This is a genomic window from Actinophytocola sp. (assembly GCF_050699935.1).
GTDB lineage: Bacteria > Actinomycetota > Actinomycetes > Mycobacteriales > Pseudonocardiaceae > Actinophytocola.
Map to the genome: position 1 here is coordinate 14,181 of NZ_JBOHGB010000088.1, position 15,322 is coordinate 29,502.

At 69.5% G+C, this 15,322-nt stretch carries 11 protein-coding genes and 1 tRNA gene; 6 read left to right on the forward strand and 6 right to left on the reverse strand.

What is annotated here, in order from left to right:
* Nucleotides 1-115: 115 nt before the first annotated feature.
* Nucleotides 116-1,906 carry a methionine--tRNA ligase gene (metG, locus tag ACRDTB_RS24670; RefSeq protein ID WP_431433973.1) on the reverse strand — a complete coding sequence of 597 codons (1,791 nt, stop codon included), beginning with the start codon at nt 1,904-1,906 and terminating at the stop codon, nt 116-118.
* 50 nt (nt 1,907-1,956) lie between these two features.
* Here metG and ACRDTB_RS24675 point away from each other — a divergent pair, with 50 nt between their 5' ends.
* From ACRDTB_RS24675 to ACRDTB_RS24685, 3 genes are all read left to right on the forward strand, one after another.
* Nucleotides 1,957-2,568, forward strand: coding sequence for a PadR family transcriptional regulator (locus ACRDTB_RS24675; protein WP_431433975.1), 612 nt, complete (start codon nt 1,957-1,959; stop codon nt 2,566-2,568).
* A gap of 77 nt (nt 2,569-2,645) precedes the next feature.
* Nucleotides 2,646-3,674, forward strand: coding sequence for an ATP-binding cassette domain-containing protein (locus ACRDTB_RS24680; RefSeq protein WP_431433977.1), 1,029 nt, complete (start codon nt 2,646-2,648; stop codon nt 3,672-3,674).
* Nucleotides 3,664-4,428 (forward strand): ABC transporter permease, encoded by a 765-nt coding sequence (locus tag ACRDTB_RS24685; RefSeq protein WP_431433979.1) that lies wholly within the window; start codon nt 3,664-3,666, stop codon nt 4,426-4,428. Before ACRDTB_RS24680 ends, ACRDTB_RS24685 begins: the two co-directional genes overlap by 11 nt.
* Before the next feature lie 78 nt (nt 4,429-4,506).
* On the opposite strand, the gene rsmI is transcribed toward ACRDTB_RS24685, so the two are convergent.
* On the reverse strand, nt 4,507-5,358 hold the full coding sequence (gene rsmI, locus ACRDTB_RS24690) for a 16S rRNA (cytidine(1402)-2'-O)-methyltransferase (protein ID WP_431433980.1): 852 nt from the start codon (nt 5,356-5,358) through the stop codon (nt 4,507-4,509).
* A 211-nt stretch (nt 5,359-5,569) separates the two neighbouring features.
* Between rsmI and ACRDTB_RS24695 the strand changes: the two genes are divergently transcribed.
* Entirely contained in the window at nt 5,570-7,075 is a 1,506-nt protein-coding gene (locus ACRDTB_RS24695; RefSeq protein WP_431433982.1) for a dolichyl-phosphate-mannose--protein mannosyltransferase, read from the forward strand.
* Nucleotides 7,076-8,041: 966 nt separating this feature from the next.
* Here the strand turns inward: ACRDTB_RS24695 and ACRDTB_RS24700 are convergent.
* The 3 genes from ACRDTB_RS24700 to ACRDTB_RS24710 all read right to left on the reverse strand — a co-directional run bounded on the left by ACRDTB_RS24700 (nt 8,042) and on the right by ACRDTB_RS24710 (nt 11,173).
* A tRNA-Ile gene (locus tag ACRDTB_RS24700) sits at nt 8,042-8,112 on the reverse strand.
* An 86-nt stretch (nt 8,113-8,198) separates the two neighbouring features.
* On the reverse strand, nt 8,199-8,612 hold the full coding sequence (locus ACRDTB_RS24705; RefSeq protein WP_431433984.1) for a Scr1 family TA system antitoxin-like transcriptional regulator: 414 nt from the start codon (nt 8,610-8,612) through the stop codon (nt 8,199-8,201).
* 788 nt (nt 8,613-9,400) lie between these two features.
* Nucleotides 9,401-11,173, reverse strand: a complete 1,773-nt coding sequence (locus tag ACRDTB_RS24710) for a serine/threonine-protein kinase (protein ID WP_431433986.1) — start codon at nt 11,171-11,173, stop codon at nt 9,401-9,403.
* A 106-nt stretch (nt 11,174-11,279) separates the two neighbouring features.
* Between ACRDTB_RS24710 and ACRDTB_RS24715 the strand changes: the two genes are divergently transcribed.
* Nucleotides 11,280-13,160 (forward strand): propionyl-CoA synthetase, encoded by a 1,881-nt coding sequence (locus ACRDTB_RS24715; protein WP_431433988.1) that lies wholly within the window; start codon nt 11,280-11,282, stop codon nt 13,158-13,160.
* Here ACRDTB_RS24715 and lpdA read toward each other — a convergent pair.
* Complete coding sequence (gene lpdA, locus ACRDTB_RS24720; protein ID WP_431433989.1) at nt 13,157-14,536, reverse strand: dihydrolipoyl dehydrogenase; 1,380 nt, start codon at nt 14,534-14,536, stop codon at nt 13,157-13,159. The two genes, ACRDTB_RS24715 and lpdA, sit on opposite strands and share 4 nt — an antisense overlap.
* 184 nt (nt 14,537-14,720) lie before the next feature.
* Here lpdA and ACRDTB_RS24725 point away from each other — a divergent pair.
* On the forward strand, nt 14,721-15,322 hold a 602-nt coding region (locus ACRDTB_RS24725; protein ID WP_431433991.1), incomplete at its 3' end, for a transposase family protein.

The following is a 15,322-nucleotide window of genomic DNA, read 5'->3' on the forward strand; positions in this document are numbered from 1 at the left end:
CACGCCGTCTTCCCTCCTGCGCTGCTCGGCGTTCGTTCCTCACGCCTGCGCTGCTCGTCAGTCCAGACGGCGTACGCTCCATCGCTCTCGCTCACGCCCCCTTGACGCCTGGCCATTACGAGATGGGTGCCCAGGACGGCCCGGTCTCGCCCAGCTTCGGGTCGAGCTTGGCGAACAGCGGGGTCGGCTTCTCCAGCGGACGGCCGACCTCGACCGGGGTGGACTCCCAGCGGGCCTGCTCGGCCGCGTAGTCACCGGTGAGGATCGGGTTCATCCGGCCGGCCACGTCGAGGTCCTCGACCTCGCGCAGCTCCGGCTGGGCCGCCCAGACGCCTGTCCCGCCGAGCGCCTCGTGCACCTTCTGCGCGGCGTGCGGCAGGAACGGCGTCAGCAGCGTGTTGGCGTCCTGCACGACCTGCAGCGCGGTGTGCAGGATCGTGTCCCGCCGCTCCGGGTCGTCCTTGCGCTTCCACGGCTCCTGGTCGGAGATGTACTTGTTGGCCGCGCCGACCACGCGCATCGCCTCGCCGATCGCCTGCTTGAACCGCGACCGGCGCAGGTGGGCGCCGACGACGTCGAAGGCGTTGCGGGACAGCGCCTTCAGCTCCTCGTCGGCGGCCTGTGGCGCGGCCGGCCGCGGGATCGCGCCGACGTTGCGGTGCGCCATCGAGACCGACCGGTTGACCAGGTTGCCCCACTCGTTGGCCAGCTCGAAGTTGATCCGCCGGACGAACTCCTCCCACGTGAAGTCGACGTCCTGGGTCTCCGGCCCGCCGACCGAGATGAAGTAGCGCAGGCTGTCCGGACCGAACTCGCGCAGGAAGTCGTTGACGTAGATGACCGTGCCGCGCGAGGTCGAGAACTTCGCGCCGCTCATCCGGAGGAACTCGCTGGAGACCACCTCGGTCGGCAGGTTCAGCGTGCCGAACACGCCCGGCTCGCCGCCCTTGTCCCCCGCGCCGTTCTGGCCGAGCAGCAGCGCCGGCCAGATCAGCGAGTGGAAGACGATGTTGTCCTTGCCCATGAAGTAGTAGCCCTGGGCGTCCGGGTTGGTCCAGAACTCCCGCCACGCGTCGTCGTCCCCCGACCGGCGCGCCCACTCGACGCTGGCCGACAGGTAGCCGATCACCGCGTCGAACCAGACGTAGAACCGCTTCATCGGCCGGTCCCGCCAGCCGTCGAGCGGGACCGGGACGCCCCAGTCGAGGTCGCGGGTGATCGCGCGCGGCCGGAGGTCGTCGAGCAGGTTCTGGCTGAACTTGAGCACGTTCGGCCGCCAGTCCGTCCGGCTCTTGAGGTAGTCGCCGAGCGCGCCGGCGAACGAGGGCAGGTCGAGGAACAGGTGCTCGGTCTCGACGAACTCCGGCGTCTCACCGTTGATCTTCGAGCGCGGGTTTCGGAGATCGGCCGGGTCGAGCTGGTTGCCGCAGTTGTCGCACTGGTCGCCACGGGCGCCGTCGTAGCCGCAGATCGGGCAGGTGCCCTCGATGTAGCGGTCGGGCAGCGTGCGGCCGGTCGACGGGCTGATCGCGCCAAGCTGCGTCTTCGGGACGACGTACCCGTTCTTCCACATCGCACCGAAGAGGTCCTGGACGACCTGGTAGTGGTTGCCCGTCGTGGTGCGGGTGAACAGGTCGTAGGACAGACCGAGGCCCTCCAGGTCGCCGGCGATCTGGCGGGTGTACTTGTCGGCCGTCTCGCGCGCGCTCAGACCCTCGTCGTCGGCCTGCACGAGGATCGGCGTGCCGTGCTCGTCGGTGCCGGAGACCATGAGCACCTTGTGGCCGGCCATTCGCATGTACCGGGAGAAGACGTCCGAGGGGACACCGAATCCGGACACGTGGCCGATGTGGCGGGGGCCGTTGGCATAGGGCCAGGCCACCGCGGTCAACACGGGGATGCTCATGTCGGCCTAGCCTACGGAGGATCGCCGGACGAGGACCGAGGGAGGCCACGGTGTCGGCCACGCGGCTGCTGGTGCTGGGGGTCGTGCGTATGTACGGGCGCGCGCACGGTTACCAGGTCCGGCGCGAGCTGCTCACCTGGTCGGCCGACAAGTGGGCCAACGTCGCGCCCGGCTCGATCTACCACGCGCTGAAGAAGATGACCCGTGAGAAGCTCCTGGAGGAGGTCCCGACCGAGGACGGCGAGGGCGACACGCGCGGCCCGGACCGCACCGCCTACCAGCTCACGCCGGACGGCGAGACGGAGTTCCAGGTGCTGCTGGCGAAGGGCCTGTCCGAGAGCGACGAGTCGCCTCAAAACTTCTACCGGCTCGTCGCCGCCATCCCTTTCCTGCCGGTCCTGCCCCGGGCCCGCGCGATCAGCCTGCTGCAGCACCAGCTCACCCAGCTGCGCGGGCGCCGCGCGAACGCCCAGGACATGCTCGACCGCGACATGTCCTGGGGCGAGCCGGCGCACGTGGCGGAGCTGTACCGGCTCTGGGTCACCATGATCGACGGGATGCTGAGCTGGGTCGAAGGCCTGGTGTCGCGCCTGGAAACCGGTGAGTATGTGTTGGCCGACGATCCGGGCACGGCCTTCGGGGAGCCGGGCTCGGCTCACTAATCACGTTTGCCCATCGGGGACTGGGCAGGGCATCCTGGCGCACTAGTCAAACTTGACTACCAGAGGGGAACTGGACCATGATCGAAGCACGCGGCCTCGCCCGGACCTTCCGGACCCGAGGCCGTTCAGTCGAGGCCGTGCGCGGGGTCGACCTCGACGTCGCCGCCGGGGAGCTGGTCGGCTTCCTGGGCCCGAACGGGGCGGGCAAGACCACCACGCTACGCATGCTCACCACGCTGCTGCGGCCGACGGCCGGCCGGGCCACGGTCGCCGGCTGCGACCTGGGCAAGGATCCGGTCGGGGTGCGCCGGCGGATCGGCTACGTCGCGCAGGGCGGCGGGACCACGCCCGAGCTCAAGGTCATCGAGGAGATGGTGCTGCAGGGCCGGTACTACGGGCTGTCCAAACCGGACGCCACGCGGCGCGCGGCCGAGCTGATGGAACGGCTCGACATCGCCGACCTGGACGACCGCGTCATCAAGACGCTCTCCGGCGGGCAGCGACGCCGGCTGGACATCGCGCTGGGCCTGCAGCACGACCCGCGCCTGGTGTTCCTGGACGAGCCGAGCACCGGGCTGGACCCGCAGAGCCGGGCCAACCTGTGGGGCCATATCCGGTCACTGCGCGAGCACCACGACACCACGGTGTTCCTGACCACGCACTACCTGGACGAGGCCGACGCGTTGTGCGACCGGATCCTGGTGATCGACCACGGCCGCATCGTCGCCGAGGGCAGCCCGAGCGACCTCAAGGCCCAGGTGTCCGGCGACCGTGTCGAGGTCGGCGTGCCGGCCCCGCAGGTCGGCGCCACCGCGGACATCGCCGGCAAGCTGCCCGACGCACACGAGATATCCACAGTGGACAGCATGGTGCGGTTCCGGGTGCCGCGCGGGGACACCGCCCTGCCGGAGCTGCTGCGCGCGCTGGACACCGCGGGCATTCCGATGGCCTCGGTACAGGTGCACCGCCCGACGCTGGACGACGTGTTCCTCACGCTGACCGGTCGCTCGCTACGCGACGCCGAGGCGGCGGAACCCGCGGCGGAAGCCGAACCGGAAGCGGAAGCCGGGCCGGCCAAGGAGAAGGAGCCGACCGATGTTGCGTGAGATCTGGCTGGTGTACCGCAGGGAGTCGACGATCGCACTGCGCAACCCGGCGTGGATCTTCATCGGCATCCTGCAGCCGGTGCTCTACCTGGTGCTGTTCGGACCGCTGATGGAGCGGATCGTGACCAGCACGCCGGGCTTCCCACCGGGCAACGCATGGACGATCCTCACCCCGGCGCTGATCCTGCAGATCGCGCTGTTCAGCATGTTCTCCGGGATCGGCATCATCGCCGAGCTGCGCAACGGTGCCCTGGAACGAATGCGGGTGACGCCGGTGCGCCGGATCTCGCTGCTGCTGGGCAAGGTGGCCAACAACGCGGTACAGCTGTTCTTCCAGGCATTGTTGGTGCTGATCCTCGCCCTGGTCGCGTTCGACCTCAGCGCGCCGGTCGCCGGGGTGGTGCTCAGCCTGGCGATCGTCCTGCTCATGGGCATCACGCTGTCCTCGGCGGGGTACGCGGCCGCGCTGATGCTCAAGAGCGAGGAGGCGTTCATCCCGCTGCTGAACACGATCCTGCTGCCGGTCCTGCTGCTGTCCGGGATCCTGATCCCGATCACCACCGGGCTGGCGCCGAACTGGCTGTACACGATCTCGCGGATCAACCCGTTCACGCACGTCGTGGACGCCGACCGGGCAGCGTTCCGCGGCGACTTCGCCATGGACGCACTGTTCACGGGCACCGTCGTGCTGGCCGTGATGGCCGTGCTCGCGGTCATCTGGGGTGCGCGCACGTTCCAGCGCGAGAACGCCTGACGTGCCAGGAAGGACGCCTTCCAGTCACCTGGTGTCCGGAAGGCGTCCTTCCTAGCGGTTCACCGCGGACATGTGCGGTCAGCGCCGCCGCGCGGCGAGGACGGCGTCGTAGAGTCGTTTGCGGCTCACCCCGACCTCGGTGGCGACCTCGCCCGCCGCGTCCTTGAGCCGCGCGCCGTCCGCGACGAGCCCGTCGACCCGCTCGACGAGCGCGGCGAGGTCGACCTCCTTCGACGGCTCGGCGCCGGCCAGCACGACGGTGACCTCGCCCCGCACCCCACCCGCGGCCCATTCCGCGAGCTCGGCCAGTCCGCCGCGGCGGACCTCCTCGTACGGCTTGGTCAGCTCCCGGCACACGGCCACGCGCCGGTCCGCGCCGAGCACCTCGGCGGCGAGCGCGAGCGTGGCGGCGATCCGGTGCGGCGACTCGAAGAACACGGCGGTGCGGGGCTCGCCGGCCAGGTTCGCGAAGAAACGGCGCCGCTCGCCGTCCTTGCGTGGTGCGAACCCCTCGAAGCAGAACCGCTCGCAGGGCAGGCCGGACAGCGCGAGCGCGGTGGTCACCGCGGACGGGCCGGGCAGGCAGGTCACCGGCAGGTCCTTGGCGACGCAGGCGGAGACGAGCCGGAAGCCGGGGTCGGACACGCTGGGCATGCCGGCGTCGGTCACCAGCAGGACGGTCCTCCCCCGCTCGACCGCGCCCACGAGGCCGTCGAGCCGCGCGGTCTCGACGGCGTCGTAGAAGCTGACCACCCGCCCTGTCGGCGTGACGCCGAGCGCGGCGGCGAGCGAGCGCAGCCGGCGGGTGTCCTCGGCGGCGATCACGTCCGCGCTGCCGAGCGCCTCGACGAGGCGCGGAGAGGCGTCCCGGGAGTCGCCGAGCGGGGTGGCGGCGAGCACGAGCAGGCCGTGAGTGTCCAGCGGAGCCATCGGCCCCAGTGAACACTCACGGCCCTCCGCGCCGGCAACAGGGCCCCTACCGCGCGCACAACCCGAACCCGACGCCAATCATAGTCGGAACCGACTGTCAAAGGAGCGTGATCCCGACACGGAACGCACGAGCGGCCGCCTACGATCAGCCCCCGTGAGTCTTGTCGCCACCAGGCCAGCCGAGTCACCCAGCTTGTCGGGTGGCCGGCCGATGTCGGAGGCGGAGCTCGCCGAGGTCCACCTGATCGGCAAGCCGATGCCGACCGACCGGCTGCGGGGCTGGCTGGTGGCCGGCTTCCTCGCGGTGCTCGGTGGGTTCGTCCGGCTGCAGAACCTCGGCTTCCCGACCGACAAGGGCACCCCGGTCTTCGACGAGAAGCACTACGTGCCGCAGGCGTGGGAGTTCCTGCGCAACGGCGGCTACGAGGACAACCCGGCCTACGAGCTGACCGTGCACCCGCCGGTCGGCAAGGAGCTGATCGCGGTCGGCGAGTGGCTGTTCGGCTACAACGGCTGGGGCTGGCGGTTCACCGCAGCGCTCGCCGGCGCGCTGATGATCCTCATGATCGTGCGCATCGCGCGCCGGCTGACCCGGTCCACGCTGCTGGGCGGGATCGCCGGCGTGCTGCTGATCTGCGACGGCCTGTCGCACGTGCAGAGCCGGATGGGGATGCTGGACATCTACCTGGCGTTCTTCGTGCTTCTGGCGTTCGGCTGCCTGCTGCTCGACCGGGACCAGGTGCGTGCGCGGCTGGCCCTGACGGTGCGCGAGGGCTGGGTGGCCGAGTCGCGGTTCGGCCCGCGGCTGGGGTTCCGCTGGTGGCGCTTCGCGGCCGGGGTGTCGCTCGGGCTCGCGTGCGGGTCGAAGTGGTCGGGCGTGTTCTTCGTCGCGGCGTTCGGCCTGATGGTCGTGATCTGGGACGCGACCGCGCGGCGGGCGGCAGGGGTGCCGTCGCCGTGGAAGGGCGCGCTGGTGCGGGACGTGGCGCCGGCGCTGTGGGGCATGCTGGTGGTCCCGCTGCTGGTGTACCTGGCGACGTGGTGGGGCTGGTTCGCGTCGGAGACGGCGGTGGACCGGCACCTGTCCGCCGCTTCGCCACACAGCGGCTGGTACGACTTCCTGCCGCAGGCGCTGCGGTCGCTGTGGCAGTACTCGGGGAACGTGCTGGACTTCCACGAGAACCTGGTGACCCCCACGAAGGACCAGCACCCGTGGGAGTCGAAGCCGTGGACGTGGCCCATGGGCCTGCGCCCGATGCTCTACTACTACGACGGCGGCACGGTCTCCTGCGGCGAGGACCGGTGCGTCTCGGCCACGATGCTGGTCGGCACGCCGGCCATGTGGTGGCTGTCGCTGCCGGTGCTGGCGTGGGGCCTGTGGCGGATGATCGGCCGGCTGGACTGGCGCTATGCCGCGGTCGTCGTCACGTACCTGACGGGCCTACTGCCGTGGTTCGCCAACCTCGACCGCCAGATGTACTACTTCTACGCGACGCCGCTGGCCGCGTTCCTCGTGCTGGGCCTCGTGCTCGTGCTTGGCCAGATCCTGGGCCCGGCGTCCGACGGCTACGAGCGGCGGGGCACCGGTCTGTTCGTGGTGGCCCTGTACGTGGGCCTCGTGGTGGCCAACTTCGTGTGGCTGTGGCCCATCCTGAACGGCGACTCGATCACCGAGGGCCACTGGGACGCCGAACTCTGGCTCCCCTCCTGGCGCTGACCTGTCCGCAACCAGCACCCTCGTCCACAAGTCGATCTTGTGACCCGTAACTGTCAGCCCCCACAAGTGCAGACGCCTGTGCAGGTTCACGGCCGTTTATTGGGAGACCCCACTAGGTGACCAACACAATGGAGTGGGGTTGTGCACGCCTGGTAACAACGCTGCGTATAGCCCCATGATTATTTGCGTGTATGGCAAACCTCGTATCGTCAGCACATCAACCCCGCGAGGGCGTGTCCGCCGACCTGCGGGAAGCGTTGTGGATCTTTGCGCGTCGTTGTGAAGCATTCCGAGAGTAGTGAATGAGCGTCGTTACTTGATCGGTGTCACCCGGTCGAGGCTTGTCCGGGGCGAAAACACTTCAGATACGTATCGTCGCGTTATCGATCGGGTGAATGTCCAACTCATTGGCAGAATGGGGGGAGAGTTCCTCACGGGCTGTGTATGTCGTATGCTCGCGGCGACTTGCTCACTGATCATGTGAACAAGCAGATGAGTGACGATCGTGGCCCCGAGTAATGGGGCCGCGGCCCCCCGCCGCTACCGCGGAGGGCCGCGGATTGTCGCCAGGCTCCCGACCCATCGAAGAGAAAAGGAGAGGCAACCCTGTGACCGTACATCGACCAACAGGTGAGCCGCCATCACCCAACCGTCCGTCAATCTGGTGGTTCTCCCTGGCCGAGCGCATTATTGGCCAGTGGGACTGGACCGGACGGGTGATCGTGCTCTCCATTGCGGTGACAACCTGCATTACCGTCATGCTCGGCGTGCTGCTCGCAGTTACATTCGGTGCCGGCGCCGCGCCCGTGGGAGCCACTGCCCTGGTCGCCGCTGGCTGGTTGGCATTCCGGCCAGCAAGGCGAACGGACACGGCCGCATAACCGGTTGATCGGTCGTCCTGGTGCCGGAGATGCCCTTCCCTGTTGTCATTTGGGTATCTCCGGCACCAGACGCCACACGGCCTAGTGGGGCGGGTGGGGATTGAACCCACGCCTCAAGGATTATGAGGCCTCAGCTCTAACCATCGAGCTACGCCCGGGACTCCCTTCGTGGCTTTATGCCCTCGACGTACGTCGGCTCTCCACAGTCGAGATGGAAGCGGTCGCCGGTCACGCCCGAGCCGTCAAGATCGGCAGCGATCGTTCTCAGCCACGAGCGCGTGTCTTCCTGGTTCAACGCCCCTTTGCCAGCTCTGACACGACATCCCGGTAGGAGCGTATGGTGTCGAGTCGTTGACATCGACCATCCGCAACAAATGATGCACCTGGTCCGACATCACGTCACGATGCAACCCAGTCTCGTTGAATACGCGGGCGTCCACGAAGAACCGAGTCGCCCGCATGTAGCTCTCCGTCTGGAGCAGCGCGGGCACCGCGAACGGCGCAACTCCGACGATACTGGCCGCAGCGCTTTCCAGATCAGCGAGTGCCCTTCGCCGACCCGACGGGTGATCGTCATACTCCAGCAGCCGTTCGGATGCCTCTGATCCTTCGCCAAGTCCAACAGAAAATGGCGCTCCTGTCCCGTGACACCACACGCAGCCAAGACGGCCGACACATCGACCGGCCCACGATGCGTTTCCCGATGAACATCCGGCTCACCTTGCTCGCGCTCCACCCGAGCCGTTCCCCGAGGTAACTCCCGTTCCATCCATTCTTCTGTGTCGCTTTCAACAGGGCAATACCCAGCTCGCGCGAGCGAACCGCAGGTTCTTGGTCGAAACATCCTGCTTCCCTCCTGGCCATTCATAGTGCGCGACGCGCGCACTATCCGGCCTCTCGTTGTGGCGGCGCCGGGCCACCGGCAATCAGCCATTTCAACAAGCGATCGGCCCCTCTCGGGGTCATCGCTAACCGGTTCACCGGCCGGTTGTCGTCGGACACACTCGCCGAAATACTGATCACTTCCGAACCCAGACCGACTCGGCACAGCGCGCGCCGTGCGGCGGGGCCATTGCCTGGCCACACATCACGGCCATGCCGTTGGCGTGTGCGCGGGATGCTCGGCATCTGCGACCATCACGCCGAACACAAGCGGAGCGTCCGGTCCGGCGACAGCTTCCTCGGCCTGCCGAGCTTCAGGTGGCCGAGGGACGACTTCACCGGTGCGACCGGCCGAGCTGACCCGCGCTCGCCGCGCACGGCATGTCGGCGACGGCCACCAAGGCCCAGAGATCCGGATACGACCAGGTCATGATGATCATCACCGGCGCGCCGGCGTGCTCGTCGCCGTGACGGCCTTCGTCCGCGACCTGATCGCCGGGTGATCAAGGTCGCCGTCAGGGACGGCCGGACCAGGTGCGCGGCCGTGCCTCGGTGCCATGCCTCAGTGCAGTGGGCGCGTGCCGTGGACGATCTTGGTGACCGGACCTTCCTCGCCCTGCCCGGACCGGGCCAGCCAGGCGCTCATCTCCCTCGACACGGCCGCCAGGGTCGGGCGGCGGCCCGGGTCCGCGTCGAGCGATGCGGTCAGCAGGCGCAGGTGCGCGCTCCGCCCCGGCAGCTGGGTCAGCGGCTCCGACCGGGCCGCCGCCATCAGGGCCGCCATCGCGTTCTCGCGGACGCCGCGCGGCGGGGCGCCGGCCAGCGCGAAGCTCACCGTGGCCGCCAGCTGCCAGGCGTCCGAGGCCGGGGTGGCCGGCGAGCCGCCCGCGGTCTCCGGCGCCAGGAAGTCCGGCGTGCCGACCATCATTCCGGCCGAGGTCAGGGTCGAGTCGCCCTTCGCGCGCGCGATGCCGAAGTCGATCAGGTGAGCCATGCCGTTCGGGTCGATGATCACGTTGGCCGGCTTCACGTCCCGGTGCAGCACGCCCTTCGCGTGCGCCGCGGTCAGCGCACCGGCCATCGTCACCCACAGGCGCGCCGCCTGGACGTCGGTGAGCACCCCGCCGCCGTGCACGGAGTCCGCCAGCTGCTCGCCCTCGATGTACTCCATGACGAGCCCGAGCCCGTCGGCGTCGGACACGATGTCGTACACCCGCACGCAGTTGGGGTGATGCACGGCCGCGAGGGCCCGTGCCTCGCGCAGCATCCGCGCCTCGGCTTCGGCGTCCGGCGCGTGTGCGAGCTTCACGGCGACCGTCCGGTCCAGCTGGGTGTCCTTCGCGAGCCACACGGTGCCGAACCCGCCCTGGCCGAGCTGCTTGATCTTCTGGAACCGGCCCCCGTTGTTCTGCCACAACCCGGTCGGCGCCCTCGGCGGACCCCCACCGAACGGCAGTGGCCCGGGCTGCTCGGCCAGCTTCGCGAGCGCGGCACGATCCGTCTCGGGCTCCGGCTGCTGGTTCGCCGCCCGCATCGGCGGCGGCATCCGCGCCGGCTGGGGCGGCGGCGGCACATACGGCGGTGGCGGCTGCTGCTGCTGTTGGGCCGGCGGCACGTACGGCGGCGGCCGCTGGTGGGACCGCTCGATCACCGACCAGCTCGGCGGGCCGGCGATCAGCAGCGGGATCATGCCGAGCACGCACATCGGCACGAACCCGAGCCACATCGCGCCCGCCGAGTTCGCGGTCATCGGCAGGGTCAGCACGACCATCGCCACGAACGGCAGCCAGAGCAGCCGGCCCGGCCACCTCGGTCCCCGGCGCATCGCCGCCCGCGCCTGCAGCCAGATGAACAGCAGGCCGATGCCCGGCAGGGCGACCAGCAGCAGGATCCGGAGGAACAGCATGCCGGCGCCTTCGTGCGGGTAGAACAGCACGTCGTACACCCGCGCGCCGCGGCCGAGGAACTGGTCCTGCGGCCCGACCCACCCGCAGAACTCCTTGCCCACCGACTCCACCTGGCCGCCGGTCAGGCCGCTCGGGGTGCCGCGGCTGGCGTTGACGAAGACCTCGGAGATGCCGATCGCGAACAGCAGCGGCATCAGGAACGTGAAGAACCCGCCGGTGGCCGCGAAGACCGAGATCGTGGCGGCGTTGTAGGCGTTGCCGGTGCCCTTGCGCACCAGTGTGACCAGCAGCGAGCCCAGCGCCGGGAGCAATCCGATGATCATGCCCGCGCCGATCGTGGCCCACACCCACTCGCCCGGGCACAAGCCGGGGCCGAAGAAGCGCTGCGCGAACGACAGCAGCGAGCTGCCCAGGTTGGTCAGGAACACGACCCTCCCTCCGCGCCTATGAGACCAGACGTCCGCCGCTACCCATCCACCCTATGTCGATCCGTGACCGTTCCGCTGGCGTATGGACACGGACTAGGTTCCGTCCATGGGCTCTTACCACGACGCGTACCGGCAGAGCCTCGAGGACCCGGAAGGCTTCTGGCTCGCGGCGGCCGCCGATCTGGACTGGGTGCGGGCGCCGACGAGGGCGCTGGACGACAGCGCCGCGCCGCTGTACCGGTGGTACCCGGACGGCGAGCTCAACACCTGCCACAACGCGCTGGACCGGCACGTCGACGGTGGCCGGGCCGACCAGGTGGCGCTGGTCTACGACTCGCCGGTCACCGCGACCTTGGCCACCTACACCTACCGTGAGCTCCGCGACGAGGTCGCCCGCTTCGCGGGGGCGCTCGCCGGGCTCGGTGTCGGCCGCGGCGACCGCGTGATCATCTACATGCCGATGGTGCCGCGCGCGGTCGTCGCGATGCTCGCGTGCGCCCGGCTCGGCGCCGTGCACTCGGTGGTGTTCGGCGGGTTCGCGCCGCGCGAGCTGGCCACCCGGGTGGACGACGCCCGGCCGAAGGTGATCGTGGCCGCGTCGTGCGGGATCGAGCCGACCCGGGTCGTCGAGTACAAGCCGATCATCGACGAGGCACTCGCGCTGACCACCCACCAGCCGGACTCCGTGGTCGTGCTGCAGCGCGAGCAGGCGACCGCGACGCTGGGCGAGCGGGACCTCGACTGGGACACCGCGATGGCGACCGCGGAGCCCGCCGGCTGCGTGCCGGTGGCGGCGACCGACCCGCTCTACATCCTGTACACGTCCGGCACCACCGGGAAGCCGAAGGGCGTGGTCCGCGACAACGGCGGCCACGCGGTGGCGCTGGCGTGGTCGCTGCGCAACGTCTACGACATCCATCCCGGCGATGTCTTCTGGACCGCGTCCGACGTCGGCTGGGTCGTCGGGCACTCCTACATCGTGTACGCGCCGCTGATCGTGGGGGCGACGACCCTGCTCTACGAGGGCAAGCCCGTGGGCACGCCGGACGCGGGCGCGTTCTGGCGCGTCATCTCCGAGCACGGCGCGAAGGCGCTGTTCACCGCGCCGACCGCGTTCCGCGCCATCAAGCGCGTCGACCCGGACGGCGTCGAGCTCGCGAAGTACGACCTGTCGGGGTTCCGAACGCTGTTCCTGGCCGGCGAGCGGCTCGACCCGGAGACCTACCACTGGGCGAGCGAGAAGCTCGGCATCCCGGTCGTGGACCACTGGTGGCAGACCGAGACCGGCTGGCCGATCTGCGCGAACCTGCGCGGGCTCGAGCCGATGCCGATCAAGGCCGGCTCGCCGAGCGTCCCGGTGCCGGGCTACGACGTGCGGATCCTCGACCAGTCCGGCGCGGAGGTCCCGCGCGGCCAGGAGGGCGCCATCGCGATCAAGCTGCCGCTGCCGCCCGGCACGCTGCCGACGCTGTGGGGCGACGACGACCGCTACGTCGAGTCCTACCTGGCCCGCTACCCCGGCTACTACCTCACCGGCGACGGCGGCTACGTCGACGAGGACGGTTACGTCTACGTCATGGGCCGCACCGATGACGTGATCAACGTGGCCGGCCACCGGCTGTCGACCGGCTCGATGGAGGCCGTGCTGGCCGCGCACCCGGCGGTGGCCGAGTGCGCGGTGATCGGCGTGCGGGACTCCTTGAAGGGCCAGCTGCCGCGCGGGTTCGTGGTGCTCAAGGCCGGCGCGTCGATCTCCGAGGACGCGCTGCGCGAGGAGCTCGTCGCCGCGGTACGCGAGGAGATCGGGCCGGTGGCGGCGTTCCGCGATGTGTCCGTTGTGGACGGTCTACCGAAGACGCGGTCGGGCAAGATCCTGCGCAAGACCATGCGCGGAATCGCCGACGGCCGCGACGAGCTGGTGCCGTCCACTATCGAGGACCCGAGCGTGCTCGACGCCCTGCGCCCCGTGCTCCGCGGCGGGGTCTAGAGGTTGATCATGTGGCCGGCCAGGCCGTGTATCGCCTCCTTCACGGCTTCGCCCAGGGTCGGGTGGGCGTGAACGTTGCGGGCCACCTCGTGGACGGTCAGGTCCCACTGCTGGGCCAGGGTCAGCTCGGGCAGGAGCTCGGTGACGTCCGGGCCGATGAGGTGGCCGCCGAGCAGCTCGCCGTACTTCGCGTCGGACAGCAGCTTGACGAAGCCGCGCGCGTCGCCGAGGCCGTGGGACTTGCCGTTGGCGGTGAACGGGAACTTGGCGACCTGGACGTCGAAGCCGGCCTCGCGGGCCTGCTCCTCGGTGTAGCCGAAGCTCGCGATCTGCGGCTGGCAGTAGGTGGCGCGCGGGATCATGCGGTAGTCGAGCTCCATGGTCTCCGCGACGCCGATGGTCTCCGCCGCGACGATGCCCATGGCCTCGGCGGCGTGGGCGAGCATGAGCTTGGCGGTGACGTCGCCGATCGCGAAGATGTGCTCGACGTTGGTCCGGCACGACCCGTCGACCTCGATCGCGCCGCGGTCGCTGGTCCGCACACCGGTCGTCTCGAGGCCGTAGCCCTCGATGTTGGGCTGGAAGCCGATGGCCTGCAGGACCTTGTCGGCCTTGAGGGACGTGCGCTCGCCGTTCGCGGAGACCTCGACGGTGACCTGGTCGCCGGAGTCGTCGATCGACTCGACCTTCGTGGCGGTCATGACCGTGACGCCGAGCTTGCGGTAGTGGCGGGCCAGCTCCTTGGAGACCTCGGCGTCCTCGAGCGGGACGAGCCGGTCGAGGAACTCGACGATCGTCACGTCTACCCCGTAGTTGGCGAGCACGTAGGCGAACTCGACACCGATCGCGCCGGCGCCGGCGACGATCATGCTGCCCGGTAGCTCGGGGGTGAGGATCTGCTCCTCGTAGGTGACCACGCGCTCGGACAGCTGTGTGCCCGCCAGCAGCTTGGTCCGCGCGCCGGTGGCGATGATGCAGTTGTCGAACGTGACCGTCTCGCCGTTGACCTCCAGGCTGTTCGGTCCGGTGAACGTGCCGCGCCCGGTGAACTCCGTGATCGAGTTCTTCTTCATCAGGTAGTGCACGCCCTTGACGCGCCCGTCGGCCACGGTCCGGCTGCGCGCGTGGGCGACGCCGTAGTCGAAGGTGACCTGCCCTTCGATGCCGAACGTCTTCTGTTCGTTGTTGAAGATGTACGCGAGCTCCGCGTTGCGCAGTAACGCCTTGGAGGGGATGCAGCCGACGTTGAGGCAGACCCCGCCCCAGTACTTCTCCTCGACGACGGCGACCGACAAGCCCAGCTGCGCCGCGCGAACGGCGGCGACGTAGCCACCGGGCCCGGCACCGAGAACGACGACGTTGAAATGAGTGCTCACGCCGTCCACCCTAATCCGCCGAGCGGACGACCCCGCCGCGAATGGGACATGCCCGGCCGCACCTGTCCACAACCCCCCGAGTTGTCCACAGCACCCCCCAAACCAAGATCAACTGTCCGCTCTCCCCGGTAGACTGGCGAGCGGGGGTGCCCCCGGAATCGGGTGGGTTCTGTGATTCTGTGTCATGCCGCTGTCCTGCGGGGTCCTGCGGGAGTATTTCGGGTGGGTGACGGATCGGCGGGATGCTCGTGGGGTGCGGTATTCGCTGTCGGGGATGCTGGCGATGACGGCGGTCGCGGTCGTGGCGGGTGCCGCCTCGGTGATGGGGGTGTGGGAATGGGTCGCGGATCTGCCGCAATGGGTGTTGCGGGTCTTCGGTGCGCGGGCCTGCCCGCGACGGGCGGGCTGGTATCTGGCGCCCAGCGAGGCCACGCTGTGTCGTGCGCTGGCGTTGGTGGACGGTGCGGAGTTGGATACCGCGATCAGCGTGTGGATCACCGACAACGGCCCGATGTGCCAACGCCCGATCTGCCAACGCTCGATCTGCCTGCACGTGCCCGGCACACGTGGCTGGGCCGGGCAGCCCGCGCGGGAATGGACGGCGTTCGCGCTGGACGGCAAGACTCTGCGGGGGCACCGTGCCCCGGTGACGGCGGTGCCCCCGGGGTGCATCTGCTGGCCGCGCTCACCCACCAGACGGGAGTTGTTGCAGGACAACGACTCGTGCCGATCGGTGAAAGCGAGATCGCGGAGTTCGAGTCCTTGCTCGACGGCATCGACCCTTAC